The 22807-nt window shown below is 52.9% G+C and carries 22 protein-coding genes and 1 tRNA gene; 8 read left to right on the forward strand and 15 right to left on the reverse strand.

Translation table 11 applies throughout. The features are described from left to right. Positions 1-170: 170 nt before the first annotated feature. From Q8A57_RS08490 to Q8A57_RS08500, 3 genes are read right to left on the reverse strand one after another with little or no spacing between them, the layout of a single operon-like run. The gene (locus tag Q8A57_RS08490; protein WP_305170619.1) at positions 171-1076 is read right to left on the reverse strand and encodes a ribose-phosphate diphosphokinase; all 906 of its coding nucleotides are present in this window, start codon (positions 1074-1076) and stop codon (positions 171-173) included. Further along, on the reverse strand, positions 1073-2584 hold the full coding sequence (locus Q8A57_RS08495; RefSeq protein WP_305170620.1) for a thymidine phosphorylase family protein: 1512 nt from the start codon (positions 2582-2584) through the stop codon (positions 1073-1075). The genes Q8A57_RS08490 and Q8A57_RS08495 overlap by 4 nt, the downstream gene beginning before the upstream one ends. 54 nt (positions 2585-2638) lie before the next feature. Then, complete coding sequence (locus tag Q8A57_RS08500; protein ID WP_305170621.1) at positions 2639-2956, reverse strand: cation transporter; 318 nt, start codon at positions 2954-2956, stop codon at positions 2639-2641. A gap of 159 nt (positions 2957-3115) precedes the next feature. On the opposite strand from Q8A57_RS08500, the gene Q8A57_RS08505 reads away from it, so the two are divergent. Then, a complete protein-coding gene (locus Q8A57_RS08505) occupies positions 3116-3751 on the forward strand; it encodes a methyltransferase domain-containing protein (protein ID WP_305170623.1) in 636 nt (211 codons plus the stop codon). A 75-nt stretch (positions 3752-3826) separates the two neighbouring features. On the opposite strand, the gene Q8A57_RS08510 is transcribed toward Q8A57_RS08505, so the two are convergent. From Q8A57_RS08510 to rpsU, 6 genes are all read right to left on the reverse strand, one after another. Next, entirely contained in the window at positions 3827-4438 is a 612-nt protein-coding gene (locus tag Q8A57_RS08510) for a carbonic anhydrase (protein WP_305170624.1), read from the reverse strand. Positions 4439-4752: 314 nt separating this feature from the next. Then, positions 4753-4829, reverse strand: a tRNA-Ile gene (locus tag Q8A57_RS08515). A 141-nt stretch (positions 4830-4970) separates the two neighbouring features. After that, positions 4971-6836, reverse strand: coding sequence for an RNA polymerase sigma factor RpoD (rpoD, locus tag Q8A57_RS08520; protein WP_305170625.1), 1866 nt, complete (start codon positions 6834-6836; stop codon positions 4971-4973). Between the two features lie 110 nt (positions 6837-6946). Further along, positions 6947-8890: a DNA primase gene (gene dnaG / locus Q8A57_RS08525; protein ID WP_305170626.1), complete on the reverse strand. Its 1944-nt coding sequence runs from the start codon at positions 8888-8890 to the stop codon at positions 6947-6949. A gap of 124 nt (positions 8891-9014) precedes the next feature. After that, complete coding sequence (locus Q8A57_RS08530; protein ID WP_305170627.1) at positions 9015-9464, reverse strand: GatB/YqeY domain-containing protein; 450 nt, start codon at positions 9462-9464, stop codon at positions 9015-9017. Between the two features lie 76 nt (positions 9465-9540). Continuing rightward, a complete protein-coding gene (gene rpsU / locus Q8A57_RS08535) occupies positions 9541-9756 on the reverse strand; it encodes a 30S ribosomal protein S21 (RefSeq protein ID WP_305170628.1) in 216 nt (71 codons plus the stop codon). Between the two features lie 206 nt (positions 9757-9962). On the opposite strand from rpsU, the gene tsaD reads away from it, so the two are divergent. The 4 genes from tsaD to Q8A57_RS08555 are packed head-to-tail and all read left to right on the forward strand — an operon-like array spanning position 9963 to position 13065. Continuing rightward, a complete protein-coding gene (tsaD, locus tag Q8A57_RS08540; protein WP_305170629.1) occupies positions 9963-11000 on the forward strand; it encodes a tRNA (adenosine(37)-N6)-threonylcarbamoyltransferase complex transferase subunit TsaD in 1038 nt (345 codons plus the stop codon). A gap of 5 nt (positions 11001-11005) precedes the next feature. After that, positions 11006-11362 carry a dihydroneopterin aldolase gene (gene folB, locus Q8A57_RS08545; RefSeq protein WP_305170630.1) on the forward strand — a complete coding sequence of 119 codons (357 nt, stop codon included), beginning with the start codon at positions 11006-11008 and terminating at the stop codon, positions 11360-11362. Then, on the forward strand, positions 11362-11898 hold the full coding sequence (gene folK / locus Q8A57_RS08550; protein WP_305170631.1) for a 2-amino-4-hydroxy-6-hydroxymethyldihydropteridine diphosphokinase: 537 nt from the start codon (positions 11362-11364) through the stop codon (positions 11896-11898). Before folB ends, folK begins: the two co-directional genes overlap by 1 nt. After that, positions 11899-13065, forward strand: a complete 1167-nt coding sequence (locus Q8A57_RS08555; RefSeq protein WP_305170632.1) for an alpha-hydroxy acid oxidase — start codon at positions 11899-11901, stop codon at positions 13063-13065. Here Q8A57_RS08555 and Q8A57_RS08560 read toward each other — a convergent pair. From Q8A57_RS08560 to Q8A57_RS08575, 4 genes are all read right to left on the reverse strand, one after another. Then, entirely contained in the window at positions 13059-13385 is a 327-nt protein-coding gene (locus Q8A57_RS08560) for a TraR/DksA family transcriptional regulator (RefSeq protein ID WP_305170633.1), read from the reverse strand. The two genes, Q8A57_RS08555 and Q8A57_RS08560, sit on opposite strands and share 7 nt — an antisense overlap. Positions 13386-13457: 72 nt before the next feature. Beyond that, entirely contained in the window at positions 13458-13886 is a 429-nt protein-coding gene (locus Q8A57_RS08565) for an Hsp20/alpha crystallin family protein (protein ID WP_305170634.1), read from the reverse strand. A gap of 165 nt (positions 13887-14051) precedes the next feature. After that, on the reverse strand, positions 14052-14792 hold the full coding sequence (locus Q8A57_RS08570) for a pteridine reductase (RefSeq protein WP_305170635.1): 741 nt from the start codon (positions 14790-14792) through the stop codon (positions 14052-14054). Then, positions 14789-16015: a multifunctional CCA addition/repair protein gene (locus Q8A57_RS08575; RefSeq protein ID WP_305170773.1), complete on the reverse strand. Its 1227-nt coding sequence runs from the start codon at positions 16013-16015 to the stop codon at positions 14789-14791. The genes Q8A57_RS08570 and Q8A57_RS08575 overlap by 4 nt, the downstream gene beginning before the upstream one ends. A gap of 117 nt (positions 16016-16132) precedes the next feature. Between Q8A57_RS08575 and Q8A57_RS08580 the strand changes: the two genes are divergently transcribed. Both Q8A57_RS08580 and Q8A57_RS08585 read left to right on the forward strand, forming a co-directional pair. After that, on the forward strand, positions 16133-17104 hold the full coding sequence (locus tag Q8A57_RS08580; RefSeq protein ID WP_305170636.1) for a magnesium transporter CorA family protein: 972 nt from the start codon (positions 16133-16135) through the stop codon (positions 17102-17104). Between the two features lie 13 nt (positions 17105-17117). Continuing rightward, complete coding sequence (locus Q8A57_RS08585) at positions 17118-17981, forward strand: mechanosensitive ion channel family protein (protein WP_305170774.1); 864 nt, start codon at positions 17118-17120, stop codon at positions 17979-17981. A 35-nt stretch (positions 17982-18016) separates the two neighbouring features. On the opposite strand, the gene Q8A57_RS08590 is transcribed toward Q8A57_RS08585, so the two are convergent. Together Q8A57_RS08590 and uvrA are read right to left on the reverse strand one after the other, a co-directional pair. Next, entirely contained in the window at positions 18017-18199 is a 183-nt protein-coding gene (locus Q8A57_RS08590; RefSeq protein ID WP_305170637.1) for a hypothetical protein, read from the reverse strand. Positions 18200-18465: 266 nt separating this feature from the next. Continuing rightward, positions 18466-21285 carry an excinuclease ABC subunit UvrA gene (gene uvrA / locus Q8A57_RS08595; RefSeq protein ID WP_305170638.1) on the reverse strand — a complete coding sequence of 940 codons (2820 nt, stop codon included), beginning with the start codon at positions 21283-21285 and terminating at the stop codon, positions 18466-18468. A 190-nt stretch (positions 21286-21475) separates the two neighbouring features. Here uvrA and Q8A57_RS08600 point away from each other — a divergent pair, with 190 nt between their 5' ends. Then, positions 21476-22540 carry an LPS O-antigen chain length determinant protein WzzB gene (locus Q8A57_RS08600; protein ID WP_305170639.1) on the forward strand — a complete coding sequence of 355 codons (1065 nt, stop codon included), beginning with the start codon at positions 21476-21478 and terminating at the stop codon, positions 22538-22540. Positions 22541-22807 lie beyond the last annotated feature (267 nt).

The raw sequence follows: 22807 nt of genomic DNA on the forward strand, positions 1-22807 counted from the left end.
CATCCCCACTCGACTTGCTCTGGCTCAATCAAACGGGTTTTTAGTGAGAGGTTCAAGCCTGCTGAGTCAGTATTGTTTATCAATGCTTGTTATGGGTTGGACTAAGTAACACCTGACAGCTCGGTTGGGAGAGTTTCGTTGATACGCAATGGTGTCTCTCCTCCATCTTCTTAACAGGCCTCAAGGCGGGACTTGATGGCGGGGTATAGCAGGGGAGCCACATTAATCCGGTTTGTGACATGCGGGATGGTATTGCAGGTCACCAACTTCTTTAGTCCAGCTTGCAGCAATGTGCTGTCCACCCTGTCGGCAAAAATGCCGTGTACCGCTGCGCAATCCACACGCTTTATACCACCCTGCTGCAGGGCTGCGAGGCATTGCAGAATGGTCTGCCCGCTGGATATGACATCGTCGATGATGACCGCAGTTAATCCCAGGTAGGGGCTGAGGTCGGGCAGCTGTATCTCGACATCTCGGTCGCCATGCCGTTGCTTTGCTCCGATCACATAGGGATGTCCACTATCTGTGGCCACCTGGGCGACCCACTGTTCACTTTCGGCATCAGGACCAACCAGCAAGCATTGCTGCTGGTGACGTAACCAGTCGGCCAGGGCGTGAGCGCCTTCGACCCGCTGGCACGGCACTGTGTAGATCGCCTCGAGGTTGTGATAGCGATGCAGGTGCGGGTCCACTGTGACCAACCAGTCCATATGTCGGGACAATATCTCTGCGAAGGTTCGGGAGGTGAGGGCCTCTCCGTCGTTAAAGCGGCGATCCTGCCGCATATAGCAAAGGTAGGGGGCCACCAACCCTACGGAGCGTGCCCCCAACTCTTTCAGGGTATTTAAAAGAAAGATCAATGGCAGGAACTTGTCGTTGGGATGTGCCAGATTAGCGACTACGATGCAGTCCTTTCCGGCCACTTCCGTGGTTACACGCAGGTAAGTTTCACCATCTGGGAACTGGCGGGTGTCCAGGCAGCCGATCAAGCCCTGTAGCCGGTCGCACAAGGGTGGCATCAGGGGGTGCTGATCCAGGGAAAACAGAATGGGCGAGGTGATGGATGAGTGGCTCATGATGTTTCATCGATGGTAAAGATGGGGCCATTATCGTGATAGAACTCCATGGCGTAATCCCGTTGCCCCTTACTTTCACTTAGAAGTGTGAACAGCGGTTGACCGGCTTGAACTTCACTGCCGACATTGACAGCCAGTCGCAGTCCGGCGGCTGGATGAAAGGGTGCGCCCGCCAATTTTGCCAGCCGGGCCAGGCGCCGGTTGTCGATGGCAGTGACCACACCACTGCGGTCTGCCGGTTCGTCGTGCTGGTAGTGAGCTGTCGGCAGAACCTTGCTCCAGCCTTGGGCGCGGACGATTCGCTGGAACTGTTTCCATGCCTCACCATTTTCCAGCAGTTGTTGTGCCTGTTTCAGGCAGTCCTGCAGGCCATTCCCCAAGGCCATATCAAGTAGGTGTGCGGATAACATCAATGAACGCTGGCGCAAATCCTGTGGTGCTTCGGACAAATTCTGGAGTACAGAAAGAATATCCCGCGCTTCCTCCACTGGGCCAATGCCGTAACCCACCGGACGGCTGCCGTCCGTAATCACACACCGGGTGACCAGACCGCAGGCTGTACCCACTTCGCTAAACAGTGAGGCCAGACGTCCGGCCTCTTCCTGGGTTCGTATTTTGGCCGTAGCTCCCACGGGAATATCGATCACTGCGTGTGTGGAGCCGGCAGCGATTTTTTTCGACAGTACGGAGGCGATTAGCTGGCCTTCCCCATCCAGATCGAGGGCGCGTTCAATGCGAATCAACAGGTCATCAGCTGGGCTCAGATTGACCCCGCCACCCCAAGCCAGGCAAGCGCCGGTTTCACCCACCACCCGCTGGATATCGGCCAGTTTCAGGTTGACGTTGGTGAGGGTTTCCATGGTGTCTGCAGTGCCGGCGGGGGAGGTGATTGCCCTGGAAGAGGTTTTGGGTATGATCAGCCCCGCGGCACTGACAATGGACACCACGATGGGCGTGGTGCGGTTGCCGGGCAAGCCGCCGATGCAGTGTTTGTCAAAGATCCGGTCATGATCTGGCCACTCAAGCCGTTTGCCGCAATCTACCATGGCCTTGGTGAGGGCGATAATCTCATGCACGTCCAGGCGGGTGCCGGCACAGGCGCTGAGAAAGCTGGCAATGGCAATGTCGCTGTAGCGGTGATTGCTGATGTCGGTGATGATGCGGGTGATTTCATCCTGGTTCAGGGCATGCCCGTAGATTTTCTTTCTTACCAGACTGAGGGAGGTGAGTAATGGGGTGTGCTGTATCATCACCTTGCTGCCATTTTTAGTGTGCAGCTGTTGCATGGCAATTTTTGACAACCCAACACGCCCCACCGGCAGGACATGATTGTCCACCACATTCAGGGTGGCAATCAGGGTTCGGCCGTTGGCGCTGAGTGTCAGGCGGCTACTGGCGCTAAAGCCTTCTGCGCGACAGATATCACAATCTTCGCGCATGAAAATTACGGGTTCCTGGTGGGTGTCGATGCCCATGTCCACAACTTCAAGAACATGTTTCGGCTCCATACACGGCCTCTATCAGAATTATTGTTATGTGCCCAACCTTGTATGAACGGTGGGTCAGTCTCGGAGTTTGCCCTGCTGTTTGTGTGTGATCAACCACTTGTAACCATCGGGGGAGTGGGTCCACCAGTCGTGGCTGATGTGCAGATGATGTTCCCGCAAAAGCACCTTGACTCCTTCCTCATTATGGCGGGAGGCATCATAGGCGAGATTGAGCACAGACTGTTGTTCGTCAAAAGAAACCAGGTCAAAGGGAAAGCGGTTGCCGATGTCTATCATGGCTCGTTGCACGTCGTCGTCTTTTGCCCGGCACAACTTCAGGTGATGAACCACCAGGTTCTCAAGTATATGTGATTGCTCAGGTTGTTTTGCCATGGTCGCCACTCCCGGAGAGTTCGCTCCATTGATCGTGCTGCCATCCTTTACAAGTACAGTTCATCTGCCCAAAAGGTCAAGGCGGGGATGTGTTCGTTAGGGATCGAATTGGTCTCACATATCTTTACCTTGCCCTTCTGCTGGCTTAGGCTTCCGACCATGAGTTTTGATAAAAGATATAAATTTACTCTGACTGAGGATTCTTTCAGGCGGCATGATGAAGGCGACGATCAGGCTTTCTATCGCGTTCCCCGCTTTGTCAGCCATATTGATCCCGGCGCCATCGATGCAGTCACCCAACTCTACCGTGAGTACTTCCCCGAGAATGGCGCCATCCTCGACCTGATGAGCAGTTTCCTCAGCCATCTGCCAGAGGATTGCCAATACAGCAAAGTGGTGGGACTGGGGATGAATGACCGTGAGATGGCCAACAATCGCCAGCTGGATGACTGGGTGGTTCAGGATCTCAATCGCCAGCCCAGGCTGCCTTTTATCGACAACCAGTTTGATGCTGCAGGCATCTGTGTCTCTATCGACTATCTGACGAACCCGGTCGAGGTGCTGCGGGATCTGGGTCGGGTGATGAAGCGTGGCGCACCATTGGTTATCACCTATTCCAATCGCCTGTTCGAAACCAAGGCAACGGCTGCCTGGTTACACCTGCAGGACGAACACCGGGCCCATTTGGTCAGGCACTTTCTGGAAGAAGCCGGCTGTTATGAAAATATCGAAATGATGGACCGCAGTCCGAGGTATGGAGATCCCCTTTATGCCGTGGTTGCCAAGGTTGCTTGAGTTCCTGACATCAGCTCGCAGCCTGGTAGCCAGCTTAAAGACCTGATAAGGGGAACAGTCTGACTGGTTCCGCAATTAATCGATAAACAGAACCTCCCCGGTTTCCAGGGAGTACTCTGCACCAACAATTTCCAGTTGCCCACGGTTAACCAGCTGCTCGAGAATTTGTGATCCGTGCCGTAGGTGATTGACCGCTGCAAGAATATTGGCGCGAATGGATACCGCCATTAACTTTTGGGCATCGTTTTTAAGTTCTGTTTGAAACAGTGGTTCCACCGTTGGCCTGATGCGGTTAACGATGGATAGCAAATTAAAAGATGTTTCTGTCGAAGGTTTTTCGAGCTCATCAATGGTGGCCCTGACAGCACCACACATGGTATGGCCAAGCACCACGACCAGCGGCGTGCCAAACTGCTCAGCTGCAAATTCGACACTGCCCACCTGAGAAGGCGCGACAATGTTGCCGGCAACACGGATGACAAACAGGTCTCCCAGACCCTGATCGAACACGATTTCTGCGGGGACTCGTGAATCGGAACAGCCGAGAATCACAGCAAAGGGCGCCTGACCTTCGACGAAATCAGCTCGTTGCATTTGCTTGATGATGGTGTCGACACTGCGCACACCGGTGACAAAACGTTGATTGCCTTCTTTCAGGCGCTGCATGGCTTCATTGGCTGTCATCATTTCTCTTTCCATTCCTTAGATTTCATCTAGTTGTCAAACAGTCCAGTATGTTGCCAAGCGATTTTACGGGTGGCAACTGTCATTGGGGTTTTACATTTTTTGGCCGTTTAAAACGGGTTGTTAGCAGCTTGGGCTTTCGTGAGATTTGAAAGCGTCTAGCTGGCCTTTGCCAGTAGGTGGTTTTTTGTTTGTAGGTTGGACAAATAACTGCGTTGGCACCAGGTTCCAGATATCAACGTAAGAGGGGTTGTTTGTTGGGGGTGATGCTAATTGGTTTTCAAGTTTATTGTGAGTAGGTGGCGGCAGACAGAAAATGGTGGGCCCAGCAGGACTTGAACCTGCGACCAAGCGATTATGAGTCGCCTGCTCTAACCAACTGAGCTATGGGCCCTTTTAAACTTGCTTTTTGGCCTATCGCAGTGTTCCACAGCTTCGTTCGTTCGGTCACATACACGTTGTATGTGGCCTCATTCACTCATTGTGCGGCTTGCGCTAAGCCAAAAATTCAGCGTTAAACTTTTTGGAGTTTTTGTTACTCGTCAAGGAAGCTGCGCAGGTGGTCTGAACGGGTCGGGTGGCGCAACTTTCTCAGTGCTTTGGCTTCGATCTGACGGATACGCTCGCGGGTCACATCGAATTGCTTACCGACTTCTTCCAGCGTGTGATCCGTGTTCATGTCGATACCAAAGCGCATACGCAGAACTTTGGCTTCCCGGGCGGTCAGCCCATTCAGCACATCGCGGGTGGCTTCGGTCAGACTTTCGCTGGTAGCTGAATCCACGGGAGAGAGGATATTGACGTCCTCGATAAAGTCTCCCAGGTGGGAATCTTCATCGTCGCCAATGGGCGTCTCCATGGAAATGGGTTCCTTGGCGATTTTGAGTACCTTGCGGATTTTGTCCTCTGGCATTTCCATGCGTTCCCCCAGCTCTTCGGGAGTGGGCTCACGGCCCATTTCCTGAAGCATCTGCCGGGAAATACGGTTGAGCTTGTTGATGGTCTCAATCATGTGCACGGGAATACGGATGGTGCGTGCTTGGTCGGCAATGGAGCGGGTGATGGCCTGGCGAATCCACCAGGTCGCATAGGTGGAGAATTTGTAGCCGCGACGGTACTCAAATTTATCGACGGCTTTCATCAGGCCGATATTGCCTTCCTGGATCAGGTCGAGGAATTGCAGGCCACGGTTGGTGTATTTTTTGGCAATAGAAATCACCAGGCGCAGGTTGGCCTCCACCATTTCTTTCTTCGCGCGCCGTGCTTTGGCTTCGCCGATAGACATGCGGCGATTGATGTCCTTGATCTGTCCCACTTGTAGGCCGGAGTTTTCCTCGATCTGTCTCAAGCGGCGCTGGCTGCGCTGGATGTCTGCCTTGAGTTCATCCAGGGCTTTGGCATAGGGTTCTTTGGACTTCAGCAGGCTGGTAATCCATTTTTCGTCGGTTTCATGGCCGGGGAATGTCCGGATGAAATCGGTACGGGGCATTTTTGCCTGACGCACGCAGAGTGTCATGATGGTGCGTTCTTCGTTTCGAATGGCCACCAGAGCATCGCGTACCACGTCGGTCATGGGCTCAAACTGCCGGGGAGCAAGCTTCAGGTATTTGAAGTGCTCACTCAGTGCAAGCATCGGTGCTTGGCTGTTTTTGTGTCCCAAGCCATATTTGTTGATGGCCTTTTTGGCTTTTTCGTTCAGTTTACGAAGAGTGTCAAAGCGCTCTTTGGCTTCCACTGGGTCAAGGCCTGAATCGTCTTCAGCCTCATCGCTGTCGTCGTCATCGTCATCTTCGTCTTGGTCGTCATCGTTAGCCTGGCGAGCTTTTTCCTCTTCCCGGCTCTTCGCAGCCTCAGCCTGGGCCAGTGCCGAAGGCACGTGTTCCATGGGGTCGAGGTAGCCGATCAGTACATCGCTGAGTTTGCGCTGTTCGCTTTCGATGAGATCGTATTCGGAGAGAATGTGGTCAACTGTGGTGGGCCATTCAGCCAATGCTGCCATCAGTTCACGAACGCCTTCCTCAATGCGCTTGGCGATCTCAATCTCGCCTTCGCGAGTTAGCAGTTCGACGGAACCCATTTCCCGCATGTACATGCGTACTGGGTCTGTGGTGCGATGCTGTTCGGTCTCAACCGCAGCCAGGGCAGCTGCTGCCTCTGCAGCAGCAATTTCGTCAGTAGTGGAGTCGCCGGAGGTGATCAGCAGTTGTTCGGCATCAGGTGCAGTCTCAAAAACACTGATGCCCATGTCGTTGATCATTTGAATAATGTCTTCGACCTGATCGGGATCAGAAATATCTTCCGGGAGGTGGTCATTCACCTCTGCGTAGGTCAGATAGCCCTGTTCACGGCCTCTGGCGATCAGTTCCTTGATACGTGATTGTTGCTGTGCGGTACCACTCATATATGATCTGCTGTTATTCCGGGGGCAAAATTAAGCGCGGGATTATACCGGAAGAAGCTGCGTTTGTGTTACCTGTTTTGGTAAAAAATGCCGTTCTTTCCGGTCTTCAGCTATTGCACTCTGGGTTTCCCAAGTATTTGATTAAATAACTCTTTTGTCTCCACCGTGCGCTGCTCTGCAGAGAGTTTGAGCCATGCGTTGTTCAGGTGTTTCAGGTCATGTTCATCAACAGCCTCTTTGTCAGCCAGGTGGCGGAGAAGTTCAGCTGGTGCCAGTTGTGCCAGTGTTTTCCTCAACAGTCGATCCTGACTATCGATGAATTCGCGCTGATTGTCCCGTTCGCTGTTGGCTACGGGGCGCAGCAGGTCCGTGGCGGCAATTTTAGCCAGGGTTTCTGCTTGTTCGGCGCTGTGCACACCACGCCAGTACCCAAGGATATGATTGAGGCTGTAATTGGGGTTTTCAAGGAGCAGTTCCACAAGGGGCAGCAGAATTTCAATGCCCTCGTCATCGAGCTTTTGCAATGTTTCCATAGCTGCGCAGTGAGCAATTAATTCCGGGTGATTGGCCAATAGCGCGATCATGGTGTACGCCGGTGACATTTTGACCCGCTTGCTTACTTTAGCCTGATTTCTGGTAGGGGAATGTCGATGGTCGTAATCCTCCAGTGGGGAGTTGTCCATGTAATCGGGGTAGGTTTCGTAACCCAAGTCCTCCGGATACTCTGGACTGATATCTCGATCCGCTATTGGCGTTGCAGGAACAATCAGGCTAGTCAGCGTTTCCGTATCCAGCCCGGTTTTCTCAGACAGTGTTTTCAGCATCAGTGCCTTGAATACGCCTTGAGGTATGCGGTTGATCAGGGGGGCAGCCAGCTTACTGAGACGGGCGCGGCCGTCCATGGATGAAACATCGAGCCCATCTGACAGGGATTCGAATAGATACTGAGATAACGGGGTGGCAGATTCTACCAGGGACAGGAACTGGTCCTTTCCGATTTTACGCACCAGCGTGTCCGGATCTTCGCCTTCAGGGACAAACAGGAAGCGGGCAGAACGACCGTCAATCATCACGGGTAGAGCCGTTTCCAGCGCGCGGAGAGCAGCGGTTCGGCCTGCCGAGTCGCCGTCGAAACAAAACACCACGGCTGATGTATGACGGAAGAGTTTTTCCAGATGCTCGGCAGTAACGGCCGTTCCGAGAGTTGCCACAGCATTGTGGATTCCACACTGGGAGAGGGCAACCACGTCCATATAGCCTTCCACCACTAGCAGACTGGGTGCTTCGCGCATTTGCTGGTTGGCTTCGTAGAGGCCGTAGAGCTCTCGCCCTTTATGGAAAAGCGGGGTTTCCGGGGAGTTCAGGTATTTGGGTTTGTCGTCTCCCAATACCCGTCCGCCAAAGCCAATGGTGCGGCCCCTAAGGTCGCGAATGGGAAACATGATTCGGTTGCGGAAACGGTCGTAGAGTTTGCCTTCGTCCTGCCGGTCGATCAGCAGCCCGGTATCTTTCAGCTGTTGAATGTCAAGGTCCGATTGGCCGAGAGTCTGTAAAAGGTTGTCCCAGCCGGGAGGAGCGAAACCAATACCAAAGGTTCTTGCCACTTCGCCGCTCAGGCCGCGGCTTTTCAGGTAGTCGACGGCAGTTTTCGCTTCCGGGTGCTGACGCAGGCAGTTTCTATAGTAGCGATCTGCTTTCTCAGCTACGGCGTAGAGCCCTTTGCGGCGCTCCGTGGCGGCGTCGTTATGGTTAGACTCTCTGGGGACTTCCAGCCCGGCGTGCCTGGCGAGTGATTCCACGGCTTCCGGGAAGGCGGTGTGATCGTAGTCCATAACGAAACCGATGGCGTTTCCGCCGGCGCCACAACCGAAGCAATAGTAGAATTGTTTGTCCTGACTAACTGTGAAAGAGGGCGTTTTTTCGTCGTGGAAGGGGCATCGGGCAGAGTGATTTTTGCCCGACTTTCTCAGATCAATGCGGCTGCCGACAATATCGACGATATCCACCCGGTCCAGCAGGTCATCGATAAAACTTTGTGGAATTTTGCCGGCCATTCATTCCCAGAAAAATGATGGTGAAACGGAATTCACCGGCCGCAGCACTTTTTTAAGTGGTGTATATCGGCCGGTAGGAAAGTGACAGCTTAACCAGTAAAGGGGTGGCTGATCTAGCCCGCTGTTATCCCAGTTTGGATTTCACCATACCGCTGACAGCCCCGACATCGGCGCGCCCCTGAATCTGGGGTTTCAGTAGTCCCATGACCTTGCCCATATCGCGCATGGATTCAGCGCCGCTTTCCTGAATGGCCGCATCAATCATGGTGGTTAATTCTGCCTCGCCAAGCGCCTCGGGGAGGAATGCCTGGATCACGTCAATTTCCGCCTGTTCCTTATCGGCCAGTTCCTGGCGTCCGGCATCCACGTATTGGCTGATGGAATCCCGACGCTGTTTGACCATTTTGTCGAGAATGGCCAGCACCCGTGCATCATCCACTTCAATGCGTTCATCCACTTCAATGCGCTTGAGTTCCGCGAGAATCAGGCGGATCGCGCCTAGGCGCTCCTTCTCTTTGGCGCGCATGGCATCTTTCATGGCTTCGGTGATCTGTGCTTTTAGGGTATCGCTCATGGGAATTTCCTCAAACGCAAAAAGCGCCGACGTGGCGGCGCTTGATGGATAGAATTTACAGACTGTCTAACGGGTATTAGTACAGGCGAGTAAATTTCCGAGTTTCGCGTGATTGCTTTTTGGCGTGACGCTTCACGGCAGCAGCGGCTTTGCGCTTGCGTTCCCATGTGGGTTTTTCATAAAACTCACGACGGCGAACTTCGGCCAGTACACCGGCTTTTTCACATGAACGCTTGAAGCGACGCAGAGCCACATCAAAAGGCTCGTTTTCTTTAACGCGAACGTAAGGCATGTATCCTCGATCCTGTTGTATGCAATTAGTTTTCAGTGCCGTGATATTCAGCACGATCTTCAAGGGCGCGTATTCTATACGTATCCCGAAGTGGTTGCAAAACTTTTATGGCCTGCGTGCGGGTGGGCTAACCACATGAATTTGAGACGTTTTTACCGTATCATTCGCCCTTTTCCACCCTCCCTTCAAGCATAGGCCAGAATCGAGTGCGCGTACTGGGTATTGAAACCTCCTGTGATGAAACCGGTGTCGCCGTATATGACAGCGATCGGGGCCTTCTGGCCCATGCCCTCTACAGTCAGGTGGCGGTCCATGCCGAATACGGTGGCGTGGTGCCGGAACTGGCTTCCCGGGATCACGTGCGCAAGTTGTTACCACTGATTTCGCAGGTGCTCACTGAGCAGGCATTGACTCCTGCCGATATTGACGGTGTGGCCTACACCGCGGGTCCGGGACTGATTGGTGCCCTGATGGTGGGCGCTAGTGTTGGTCGCTCCCTGGCCTATGCCTGGGATGTTCCAGCCATTGGTGTTCATCATATGGAAGGGCACCTGTTGGCGCCCATGTTGGAAGCCACACCTCCGGAATTTCCGTTTGTTGCCCTATTGGTGTCTGGTGGCCATACCCAGTTGATCGCTGTTCAGGGTATTGGTCACTATGAAATTCTCGGCGAGTCCGTCGACGATGCGGCGGGCGAGGCATTTGATAAAGCGGCCAAAATGCTTGATCTCGATTACCCTGGTGGGCCAGAAATTGCCAAACTGGCTGAGTGCGGCAACCCGCAGCGGTTCAAGTTTCCCCGACCTATGACGGATCGACCCGGCCTGGATTTCAGCTTTTCGGGCCTGAAAACCTATACTCTGAATACCATCGCAGAGCACCGTGGTGATGATGTGCTGCCGGATGATCAGACCATGGCAGATATTGCCTGGGCTTTCCAGGAGGCGGTGGTAGATACTCTCGCTATCAAATGTCGGCGCGCCCTGGAGCAGACTGGCCTGAAAACACTAATTATTGCAGGGGGAGTTTCCGCCAATAGCCGTCTGCGGGAAAAGCTTTCTGCCAGTCTTGCCAAAGTGGGCGGCAAGGTATTTTATGCCCGGCATGAGTTCTGTACGGACAATGGTGCCATGATCGCCTATGCGGGATGCCGACGCTTAATGGCGGGGCAGAGGGAAGGCTTGTCCATAAGCGCCTTGCCACGCTGGTCCATGGATACACTGCCACCCCTGCCGGAGTTATAGCCACCATGGATATTGTTTACATCCGCGATCTGCGCATCGATACCATCATCGGCATTTTTGACTGGGAAAGAGAGGTCCGCCAGGTGGTGAGCATTGATCTGGAGATGGCGACCGATATCCGTCGGGCAGCGGCGAGCGAAGACATTCGGGATGCACTCGACTACAAAGCTGTGTCAGATCGTCTGCAGGCATTCATTGGTGGCTGCCAGTTTCTGCTGGTTGAAACCATGGCCGAGCAGGTGGCGGCCTTGGTGATGGAAGAATTTGAGGTGCCCTGGGTGCGCCTGCGAATTGGCAAACCGGCAGCCATTTCACAGGCTGAGGATGTGGGTGTTGTGATCGAACGGGGAGCACGCAGCTGATGGCTCGTGTTTATCTGGGGTTGGGCAGTAATACCGATCGTGAGCACTATATTCATGCCGCGTTGGATGCCTTGGCTGAGCAGTTTGGTGATTTGCAATTATCCTCCGTATATGAAAGTGAAGCCGTGGGTTTTGAGGGTGATGCATTTCTGAATCTTGTGGCAGGTATTGAAACGTCGATGTCGGTGGGCGAGTTGTCCCGCTATTTAAAAGCTCTGGAAGATCGGCATGGGCGGCGACGTGATTGTCCGCGCTACAGTGGACGTACCCTGGATATTGATATTCTGACCTATGATCAATGTGTCGGTCTGGTGGATGGGGTTGCCTTGCCTAGGGGGGAAATTCTGTTTAACGCCTTTGTGCTATGGCCGTTGGCGGAAATTGCCCCGGGCGAGCTGCACCCGCTTGCCGCCCTGAGTTACGGGGAGCTTTGGCAAAACTACGAACACAATCGGCAGGCACTGTGGCCCGTGTCCTTTCACTGGCGGGGTTCAGAGTTGACACGCTTTCCGACCAGGCTTGCCGAGGGGTTATAAATGATTCATCAGTGGCAGTTATCCCGTTGTTTCAATATTGACGATTTGCGCAAGCTGGCAAAAAAACGCCTGCCCGCTTCACTGTTCGGCTATATCGACGGGGGCTCAGACGACGAATACACGTTGCGTGCCAATACATCGGCATTTGATCGATATAGTTTGATGCAAAAAGCCTTGGTCGATGTGTCAGAGATTGATCTTTCAACCACTGTACTGGGCAAGAAAATCGACTGGCCGGTGCTTTGTGCGCCAACCGGCATGAGTCGCATGTTCCACCATGAAGGAGAGCGTGCAGTAGCCCGGGAGGCGGCGAAAAGTGGCACGTTTTATTCACTGTCCACACTTTCCACCACCAGCATTGAGGATGTTGGTCGGGAAACCGATGGTCCAAAAATGTTCCAGGTCTACGTGCACAAGGATCGGGAGTTAAGTCGCGAGTTTGTTCAACGAGCGAAAAGTTCTGGATTTGATGCCTTGTGCCTCACGGTGGACTTGCCCGCCCACGGTAATCGCGAACGTGATCTGCGTACCGGCATGACACTGCCGCCAAAATTGACGGCAAAAAGCGTGCTGGATGTGCTGTTGCATCCCGCCTGGGTTTATCACTACCTCACTACCGATGCCATCGAACTGGCCAATGTGGCCCATAAGATACGGGAAGGATCTGGCGAGGTGTCTAACCTGCTCCAGTACGTGTCGAAACAATTTGATCCCACGGTTTGCTGGGAAGATGCCGAATGGATGAAAAGCCTGTGGGATGGGCCATTCGTTGTGAAAGGCATTATGTCTGTGGAAGATGCCAGGCGGGCTGTGGATATTGGCGCTTCGGCCATCGTGATTTCCAACCATGGCGGTCGCCAGTTGGATTCATCGCCGGCGACCATTGAGATGTTGCCTAAAATTGCCGATGCGGTGGGTGGGCAGATTGAGTTGATTCTGGATAGCGGTATTCGCCGTGGAACCCATGTGCTGAAGGCTTTGGCTTTGGGCGCTGACGCCTGCATGATCGGGCGATCCTACCTATATGGCCTTGCCGCTGGCGGCCAGCCCGGAGTGGCGAGGGCAATACAATTGCTGCGCACTGAAATTGAGCTGGATATGAAGCTGATGGGGTGCCGTCAGCTGTCAGATGTCACGGCTGATTGCCTTTATTTTCGGGATCAGTAATAACCTGCGCAGCGAATGCATAAGTCTGTGTATGGGACGGCCTGCAGTCGTTCCAGCGAGATTTCCTCATTGCAGTGACGACAGGTTGTGTAACTGCCACTTGCGATCCTTTCCAATGCCTGTCCGACCTTGACCAGCTCCAGGCGCGCTTCATTTCCCAACGCATTCATCACCTCGTCGTTTTCCCTTTCCTGGGCCTGCTCAGACCAGTCATAGGAGTGAGCCTTGGTGACATCCTGCTTGATCTTGTCCAGGCGATGTAACAGCTCTTCCTTGCGGGATTCAAGTTGACGTTTGATGCCATTGATTTCAGATGACATGGGGAGGTTCTCCATCCTGAAAAAATTTGACCGGGCTTGATTGCCCGGCCCTATGTAATAAACAGTTTCAGGTTAATTGATGTCAATACGTTTCTGGGTAGGGGCTGCTTTAGTCTTTTTCGGCGCGGAAAGCTTGAGTACACCATCGTCAAATGACGCCTTGATGTCTTCTTCGTGGACATCGCCACCCAGGTTGAAACTGCGCACGTATTTGCCAAAACGCCGTTCCTGGCGAATGACTTTGCCTTTGCGCTCCTCTTTTTTCTCCTGGGTTGTTTCTGCTTCCAGCCGGAGTACGCCATTTTCCAGGGTGATACTGATGTCTTCCTTTTTTACGCCCGGCATTTCTGCGGTGATTTCGTAGTGGTCATCCCGATCTACGATGTCTACCCGCGGTGAAAAGAAAGACTCTGGCGCATCGGCTTCATTGCCGTTGGCCGCCCAAAAATCATCAAAAAACCGATCCATGTCGAAGAATCTGCTTCTCGGTACTAGTGACATAACACACCTCCAAAATAAAAGCGGTTGATGTTGTTTGGGTCGTGTAAAGCATAGTCAACAAATTGCTTCCACGCCGTTTCATGAGAAGGAATTGGGCTTCTGAGGAGGTTTTTCAAGCCGCATTAATGGGCGAAGAGTGAAAATAGTTGAGCTCGATCAAATAAATCAGCTATTCAGACTGCTTCCACCATCGACGGCAATCACCTGCCCGGTGAGATAACTGGCGCGAGTGGCCAGAAACAGGGCTGTGCGGGCAATATCTTCGGGGTCGCCAATACGTTGCAACGGTACCTTGCTGATCACCTGTTGTTGCAGGTCATCGTTCATTTGCCCGTCACTGTGGGGCCAGAGAATGACGCCAGGGGCAATGCCATTGACACGTACTATGGGAGCCAGCTCTGTAGCCAGTGCTTTGGTCATCATGGCGTTGCCGGCCTTGGCGATACAGTAGATGCTGTAGCCCTTGAGAGGACTGCGGGCGTAAATGTCAGCAATATTAATAATGCTGCCGGCACTTTCCCGCAAAGGCCCGGCAAGTGCCTGGCAGAGAAAGTAGGGGCCCTTTAGATTGCTGTTCAGCAAGTCGTTCCATTGTTCATTGTCGGCGCTTTCCAGTGGCGTGGGATAGAAACTGGAGGCATTGTTGATCAGGCAATCCAGCCTGCCTTGCCACAGGACAACCTGTTTTGCCAGATTCTTGACCGCAGAGAGGTCATCCAGAGCTGCCTGGAAGACGTTGGCAGAGTTCTGGCGTTCAGCATTGAGCGCATTGGCCAGTCGCTGGGCATCATCGATGGATTGATGGCAGTGCAGGGCGACATTGAAGCCTGCCTGGTGGAAGCTGCGGGCGAGGGTTGCGCCAATACGTCGGGCAGCCCCGGTCACTAACAGCACGGGTGCGGTCAATGGCAGGGCTCCCGAAGTTCATTGAGAATGGACAGGCGACGTTGCTCGATGGCATCCCCCAGTTTTTTTCCGGAGAGCCCCTGATTGATCAGAGCCTGATGGTCGATGTTTTGTATTGCCGCAAACGCCTTCTGCAGCCATTGTCCGGGATAATATTCCCGCTGTTCAAAACCTAGTCGCCCCCTGGCATCGGCCTCGCAACAGTGGACAAATTGCTGCAGTTTATCCGCCTGTCTCAGTGCGCCGATTTCTTTCAGTAGGCGCAGGGTTGTTGATGCCTTGAGGTGAGGGGCTTTGTGGCAGTGAAGATGGTGGCGTGTTACCGCAACAGCCAGCTCCCGAAAGCGGTTGGGTACTTTGAGGCGGTCGCAGACCCCATTAACCAACTTCACACCATTTTCTTCGTGGCCAATATGCCTTGGCAGAATGGATGATGGGGTGATGCCCTTGCCGAGGTCGTGCATTAAAACAGCAAAACGTACTGCGGGGTCGGACTCCAGCAATGTAGCCTGATCCAGCGACATCAGAATATGTAAGCCGGTGTCCACTTCCGGGTGATAGTCAGCCCGTTGGGGAACCCCAAACAGGCGGTCCACTTCAGGGAGCAGCACTTTCAGGGCACCACACTCGCGTAACACCTCAATGTAGGTACGGGGAGAGCGTTCGCCCAGAGCCTTTTCCGTTTCCATCCATACCCGTTCGGGGGTGAGAGACTCCAGCTCGCCACTGTGACTGAGCTCTGTCATCAGGGACATGGTTTCCGGTGCAATGGTGAAACCCAGGTGAGCATAGCGGGCGGCAAATCGGGCCACCCTCAGCACCCGCAGGGGATCTTCCACAAAGGCGTTGGAAACATGACGCAGCACCCGGTTCTTGAGGTCTTCCTGACCGCCATAGGGGTCAATTAGCGTGCCGTCTTCAGCTTGCGCCATGGCATTGATGGTGAGATCACGGCGACTGAGGTCTTCTTCCAGTGTGACGTTGCTGTCGGTGCAGAACTGGAATCCTTTATAGCCCACACCGGATTTTCGCTCGGTGCGGGCCAATGCGTATTCCTCGCCGGTTTGTGGGTGCAGAAAAACTGGAAAGTCGTTACCTACGGGCCGATATCCCTGATCCAGAAGGGTTTCCGGTGAGGCACCAACGACCACCCAGTCCTTTTCTTGGTAGGGGTATCCGAGTAGTTTGTCGCGTACCGCGCCGCCAACCAGATAAACTTTCATAGACATGCTCACCATCGGGGTAATGGTAACAGCACGTGCACAGTGCAGGTATCCTTATGAAAAATGATTGGCTTGATCACGGCTTGACATATACTCGTTTAGAAAAGGAGTGTTGCGATGATGAGAGTCACACTGCTGGATAGCAGCGGCCAACCAAAGCAGGGGGGCAGTGAGTTAATTGACGAGTGGCGGCAGTCGGGGGCAGGCTACTTGTGGTTGGACCTGTATGGGGAAGATGAGGCCAAAGAAAGTGCATTGCTGGAAAGTTTTGGTATGCACCATCTCGCTATTCAGGATGCCCAGCGCAAACGTCATCCGCCAAAGCTGGAAGTGTTTGACGATCATTTGTTTATTCTTTTGAGGGGGCTAGATGCGGAAAGTCAGTCCCTGGATTTTGGTACTGTGCAGATCGCCATGTTTGCCGGCAAAAACTTTCTGATTACTCGCCGTGGCGGCGTTTCTGTCAGTATCAATGAATGGTGGAGTAAGGCTGCCATGCCACAGATGTTGGGCAGGGGCGGTATTCACATGGCGCTGGCGCTGGCAACCACGGCTGCAAGACGCTATCTGGACTTATTGCTGGGATTTGAGCCGACTTTGTCAGAACTGGAAGACGGCTTGCAGGAACATCCGGATGACCAGAAAATGCGTGAACTCACCAGTTATCGCACCCGCCTGCGTAAGCTCAGACGAATCTTTTCCTATCTTGCAGGGGTGTTTGAATCGTTGCGTGAAGTGGATGAGCCACTTTTCAGTGCAGAGTCTGAGGAATATCGTCACCAGGTGATCGATGTTTATGAAAAATATGAGCGGTTGTTGTCACTCTCATCCATGTATTACGAGGTGGCTGGAGATTTGGTCGATGGTTATATCTCCCTAACATCTCACGAGCTGAACAGCACCATGCGCATTCTCACCGTGCTGACGGCGATATTTGTGCCTCTCGGTTTTCTGGCCGGCGTGTATGGCATGAATTTCGACAACATGCCCGAATTACACACGGAAGGTGGGTACTTTATCTTGTTGGGAACAATGGCGACCATCGCGTCCACATTGTTACTGATTTTCAAATATAAGAAGTGGTTGTGAGGTCGCTGTGAAAATGAAGTGGCTGGATGACTGGTTTCAGCTGAAATTGCTGGAGATCGGCGATTATGTGCTGACCTTGGGTGAGCTTTTCGGTTTTCTGCTGATTATCGCCGTGACGCTGGTGTTGTCCCGGTGGTTGAGCCGGGCGCTGACCAAAGTAGTTGGCTCCCGCAGCCGTATCTCCCCAAGCCAGCTCTATACCTTTACCCGTCTTATGAGCTATTCAATTCTCGCCATCGGTTTCCTGATGGCCCTTGCCAGTCTGGGCGTGAGTTTTGACAGGATGTTGCTGGTAGCAGGGGCACTTGGTGTCGGTATCGGTTTCGGGTTGCAGAATATTGCCAACAACTTCGTGTCCGGCATCATTATCCTGTTTGAAAAGTCCTTGCGAGTCGGGGATTTCGTTGAGCTTGAGTCCGGGTTGTTGGGAGAAGTAAAGGAAATCAATATTCGCAGCACGTTGCTGAAGACCATGGATAATGCAGATATTTTGGTGCCGAATTCTGAGTTCATTAATGGTCGGGTCAATAACTGGACGCTCAAGGATGACGAACGTCGCTTCTCCATTCCTTTTGGTGTGGCTTACGGTTCCGATACGCACAAGGTGATTGAGATTGTCGCTGCCGCTGCCAGGGAGCTGCCACTGACCTTTGAGAAGGGTGATCGTCAGACCTTTGTGGTGATGAAGGAATTTGGTGATAGCAGCCTGAATTTTGCCCTGTCGGTCTGGGTCCGCGGTGAAGCCATCAAACGACCGGGGCTGGTGAAGTCGGAGTACCTGCTGGCGATAAACAAAGCCCTGGTGAGCAACGGCATTGAAATTCCCTTTCCGCAGCGGGACTTGCATTTACGTTCGTCTTCGATACCTCACGGCTGAGCATCACCCGAAGATGCACTTAAGATCTAATCCATTTAACGACTATGGCGTCGCTCATTGTTGGCGACAAACGCAAAAAATCTGCTCAACTGCTCTGGGCCAAGGATGACGGGGTGAGTGCCTGTTCTCAGGCAGGCTTCAGCAGTGGGGTAGCGACTGACATAGCGTAGTAGCCGGATGCGTGAACGAAGCTGATCAATAATGTGGGTGGCTGTCATGGTTATATCCACAGTCTGTATGTTTATACAGTATCTTAACTGTATAAACAGGAAAAGCAACAACCTGTAGCCATAGAATTTCATTTGGCTGGCTGATTTTTCTCTGGGGCAGCTTTCGGCAGTTGTTGTGTTAAGAGTTTTCAGATAGCCAGCACATTGTTCTGGTGGCACGAATCAGTGCAATGATTCATGAAGGCGCTTGAAGAGTAACTCCTTGGCTCCCAGCTTTATTGCTGCCAGGTAGCGTCTGGCCAGACTATTGATGATTACGCCAGCAATTTGGCCAGAAATCGCCCGGTGTGTGAACCTTTGACCTTGGCGACCTGTTCGGGCGTGCCTGTGGCAATGATCTGTCCCCCGCCTGAACCGCCCTCAGGGCCGAGATCTACAATCCAGTCGGCAGTTTTGATGACATCGAGATTGTGTTCTATCACAACAACGGTATTGCCGTGGTCGCGCAGGCGGTGCAGAACCGTCAGCAAGAGCTGGATATCGTGGAAGTGAAGTCCGGTAGTCGGTTCGTCCAGGATATAAAGCGTGCTTCCGGTATCCCGTTTGGAGAGTTCGCGGGATAACTTAACCCGTTGTGCTTCACCGCCGGAAAGCGTGGTGGCTGATTGCCCCAGACGGATGTATGACAGGCCAACATCCATCAAGGTTTGCAGTTTGCGGGCAATGGACGGAACAGCATCAAAAAACTCACGGGCATCCTCCACGGTCATGTCCAGTACCTCGTGGATATTCTTGCCTTTGTAGCGGATATCCAGGGTTTCGCGGTTGTAGCGTTGGCCTTTGCAGATATCACAGGGTACGTAGATATCGGGCAGAAAGTGCATTTCAACTTTGGTTACGCCATCGCCTTCACAGGCTTCACAGCGCCCGCCCTTGACGTTAAAGCTGAAGCGGCCAGGTTTATAACCACGGGAACGGGCTTCCTGGGTGCCGGAAAACAGCTCCCGGATCGGGGTGAAAATGCCGGTATAGGTGGCCGGATTGGAGCGGGGAGTGCGACCAATGGGGCTCTGGTCGATATCGACACACTTGTCGAGGGCGTCGATACCTTCGACTGATTGATGGGGCGCCGGCTTTAATGTGGTGGCCTTGTTCAGGGCAGTGGCCGCGTAAGGATAAAGCGTTTCATTGATCAATGTTGATTTACCCGAACCGGAAACGCCTGTAATACAGGTAAACAGACCAATCGGCAGGTCCAGGTCGACTTGCTGCAGATTGTTGCCACTGGCACCGCTGACTTTCAGCCGAGTATTTGTGGCTTGGATACGTCGGGTGGGAACCTCGATTTTTTTGCGGCCAGAAAGATAATCGCCAGTCAGTGAGCGGGGCTCGTTAATGATGTTGTTGAGGCTGCCCGTAGCAATGATTTCTCCGCCGTGCACACCCGCTCCAGGGCCGATGTCGACAATATAATCTGCCTCGCGAATGGCCTCTTCATCATGCTCTACCACAATCACGGTATTGCCCAGGTCCCGCAGTCGGGTGAGGGTGGCCAAAAGACGCTCATTGTCTCTTTGGTGCAGGCCGATGGAGGGTTCATCGAGGATATACATCACGCCCACTAATCCAGCGCCGATCTGGCTGGCAAGACGTATACGTTGTGCTTCACCCCCGGACAGGGTTTCGGCACTGCGGTTAAGGTTCAGGTAATTCAAGCCCACATCCACTAGAAAACGCAGTCGGTCGCGAATCTCCTTGAGAATTTTTTCTGCAATCTGTCCCTTACTGCCAGTGAGGGTCAGCTGTTCATAGTAATCAGCCAGTTCGCCTACGGGCACATTGCCTACCTCGGGCAGGGTTTTTTCATCGATAAAGACATGGCGGGCCGCTTTTTTGAGCCGAGCACCATGGCACTCCGGGCAACTTTGCGTGCTGAGGTATTTAGTAAGTTCCTCGCGCACAGATTGGGATTCTGTCTCGCGATAGCGTCGCTCCATGTTGGGTACGATGCCTTCAAAGTGATGGGAGCGCTTAAAGACGGTGCCTTTGTCATTGACGTAATTGAAGGTGATGACTTCATCGCCGCTGCCAAATAAAACAACCTGTTGATGTTGGGGCGACAGTTCCTGAAAAGGCGTATTGATATCAAAGCCGTAATGGTCGGCCAGAGAAGTCAGCATATTGAAATAAAACAGGTTTTTTCTGTCCCAGCTGCGAATGGCGCCCTCTGCAATAGAGACTTCCGGGTGCTGGACAACCCGGTCAATATCAAAAAATTGCTTTACCCCTAGACCGTCACAGCTGGGACAGGCGCCCGCCGGATTGTTAAAGGAAAACATCCGGGGTTCCAGCTCATCGATACTGTAGTTACAGATGGGGCAGGCAAAACGGGAGGAAAACACCAGGTCTTTCTGCTCCCCATCCATGAAGGTGACCACTGCAAGTCCATCGGACAGGTTAAGGGCAGTTTCGAAGGACTCAGCCAGGCGCAGCTTGATGTCGGTTTTTACCTTAAAGCGGTCGACCACCACATCAATATCGTGCTTTTTATTCTTCTCGAGCTCTGGCACATCATCCAGATCAACAATCAGTCCATCCACCCGAACGCGGATAAACCCCTGTGCCCTGAGGCTCTGGAAGACATGTGCATGTTCACCTTTACGGCCACGGATAATGGGAGCCAGGAGCATAAGGCGTGTGTCCTCAGGCAGTGCGAGTGCCTGATCAACCATCTGGCTTATGGTTTGTGCCGCCAGGGGCTCCTTGTGATCCGGACAACGAGGCTCGCCAACTCGGGCGAAGAGCAACCGCAGGTAGTCGTGGATTTCTGTGATGGTTCCCACTGTAGAGCGGGGGTTATGTGAGGTAGACTTCTGCTCTATGGAAATGGCGGGGGAGAGCCCTTCAATGTGTTCGACATCCGGCTTTTCCATCATCGACAGGAACTGTCTGGCGTAGGCAGACAGTGACTCCACGTAGCGTCGTTGCCCCTCAGCATAGAGCGTATCAAAAGCCAGAGACGACTTGCCGGAACCGGACAGTCCTGTGACTACAATCAGCTTGTCTCTTGGCAGATCGAGGTCTACTGATTTCAGGTTGTGGGTCTTCGCGCCGCGAATGGAGATGTGTTCCATCAAAGTTGAGTCCAGAAAAGGCAGGCGGGAAATGATGGGGAAGCTGGAGAGGGAAAGCAAGGGGCTAAAGCGTCAGATGAGGTTTCACGCGAAAGGAAGGGGCTATAAGGAAATTTCCGATGTCAAAAAGTGGGTGCCTATTGCTATAATTCGCGCCCTTGTCGCCAACCCGAAGTGAAGGATTTACCGGATGGACCCCGAACAAGCCCCGCGAAATGCTTATCCTGTTTGCTCAGATGAAATAGACCTGGTTGAACTATTTCAGAACCTCTGGCAGCAAAAGCTGCTGATTATGGCTATTACTGTGGTGGTCACAGCGGTAGCTGCAGCTTACGCCTTCCTTAGTACCCCGGTGTATGAAACCAAAGCAGGTGTTCTTCCTCCTCAGCTGAGCGATATTGCCGGCTACAACCTAGGGGGTAAGGAAGACGCACTAAAGCGATTTACCGTGAATGATGTCTATGCAGTGTTCAAGACAAACCTGATGTCAGTTTCATTGAAACGCACTTTTTTCCACGATACTTCCCTGCCTGTATTAGCTACTGACCAAGGTGCCAAAGAGCAAAAGCGGTTGTGGGTGAGGTTCAGCGAAATACTTAAGGTAAAAGCTCCAGATAAAAAGAACAGGCCTGATTTGTATGAAGTCATGGTCGAGTATAAATCACCGGAGATTGCTGCCGAGTGGGTTAATCTTTACATCAATATGGCAGCGGAAAAAACTCGGCATGACATGTATGAGAATGTGCGTGCTGAGATTTTGGCCAAGACACAAGTGATTGAAAGGCAGATCGACGCGCTTCGAATCACTGCTCAGAAACGTCGGGAGGACCGTATAGTTCGTTTACGTGACGCTCTGGTAGTTGCAGAAGCCATAAACTTGGATAGTCCCTCGGTGATTACCTCCTCAGATGGTGATCTTTCCCCATTTGTCGATGGAAACTTGATGTACATGCGTGGCGCCAAAGCCATCCGAGCGGAGCTGGCTGTGCTGGAAAAAAGGGAAAATGATGACCCTTTTATTAGCGAGTTGCGCGATCTCGAAAACCAGCTCGACTTCCTTGGGAAAATTGATGTCAATCCGGACGATGTTTCAGTTTTTACCTTGGATAGTCGTGCGGAAGTGCCGGAAACCCCCGTTAAGCCAAAGAGAGTCATTATTTTAGCTTTAGGTATGATTTTGGGGGGAATGCTTGGCGTGCTTGCTGCTTTGGTTCGCAGTATGTTGGTCCGGCGAAGCAGTGCCAGATCTGTTTGAACCTCGCGCCGAGATGCGAACAAGGTGGAATCGAATTCTGTCAAGAAGACGTCCTGGCCATGACCAGCCTGACTTGTTTCAAACCCAATAACATCCGTGGAGAGTTTCATGCCGTTGAAATCAATGAGCTGTAGCCAGCGGAGAAATCGTTTCCCTCTGTGACGACCTTATGTATTGCTAGGGAAAAGCTCTCTAAACTGGTCGATGAGTATGCGGCTGACTACTCCTTCACTGGAGGTATTAAGTACAAAGTCGCCAACAGTAAGG

The organism is Porticoccus litoralis (assembly GCF_030676955.1).
In the GTDB taxonomy this organism is placed as follows: Bacteria; Pseudomonadota; Gammaproteobacteria; order Pseudomonadales; family Porticoccaceae; genus Porticoccus; species Porticoccus litoralis.